This is a genomic window from Undibacterium sp. GW821-FHT11B02 (assembly GCF_058808955.1).
Genome location: NZ_JBXASD010000036.1, coordinates 1 through 920, shown reverse-complemented (window position 1 = coordinate 920; position 920 = coordinate 1). Strand labels below are relative to the sequence as shown.

The 920-nt window shown below is 55.3% G+C and carries 1 protein-coding gene; it reads right to left on the bottom strand.

Annotated elements, in window-relative coordinates:
* A partial coding sequence (locus tag AC1RVX_RS30000) for a hypothetical protein (protein WP_493220245.1) occupies positions 1–920 on the bottom strand: 920 nt, incomplete at both ends.

The following is a 920-nucleotide window of genomic DNA, read 5'->3' as shown; positions in this document are numbered from 1 at the left end:
TAGCTGTCAACCAGGTTACCAACGATGGTGTCATTCAACTGGATTTGGGACACTTGAGTCACTGCTGTGTCGTTCGTCAGTTCGATGTTACCCATGTTTTTGATGCCGTTGAAGTCACCGATGGCTGCGTTAGTTGCGTTGCGCAGTTCGATCACGTCATCATTCTTCTGGCTGTTGTTGGTGGTGTTGTTGTCAACAGCACCGCCGTCAATGGTGTGGGTACCATTGAAGTTGGCATCCGTGAAGATGATACGGTCAGCTGTACGGGTCGCACCTTCTTCGCCTTTGTAGCTGAAGCGGCTTGTGGCGCTCAGGGTACGGGCGTCGATGACAGCAGCGCTTTCTTGTGCTGTACCAGCTGTGTCAGCTGTGTTGTTAGCATTGTTAGCGGTGTCGTTGTCGTTGACAATCGCCAGTACACCGGCGTTGTTGTTGGACGCGATCAGGGCATCAGTCAGTGTCAGGCGGTAGTTACCAGCACCGGTAGCACCTGCATTGTTGGAGGTACCAACGAGGCGGATGGTTTCGAAACCGGAGACGTTAGTCCATTCAGACGCGCCCAGGGCGATGGTGTCGCCCAGGTTGGCACCTGTCAGGTCACCGTCGATAACCAGGGTGTCGCCTGTACCTGCGCCACCAACAACGGTGTCGGAGATGGTCAGACCAGCACGTGTGTCCTGGATGTTATCGAAGATGACGGTGTCGTTACCGGCACCCATGGTGATTTTTTGTGCGCCATTGACTGCGGAGCTGGTGGATACGCGAACGGTGACGTTAGCCAGTTCAGCAGAAGCATCGATGGTGCCAGCAACCAGTTTGACCTGGCCAGCTGTCAGGGACAGGTCTTGTACGCCAGAGCCGTCAGCAGCAGCGCCGGAGACGTCGAGGCGGTTCAAACCACCGTTAGCACCAACAGTTGT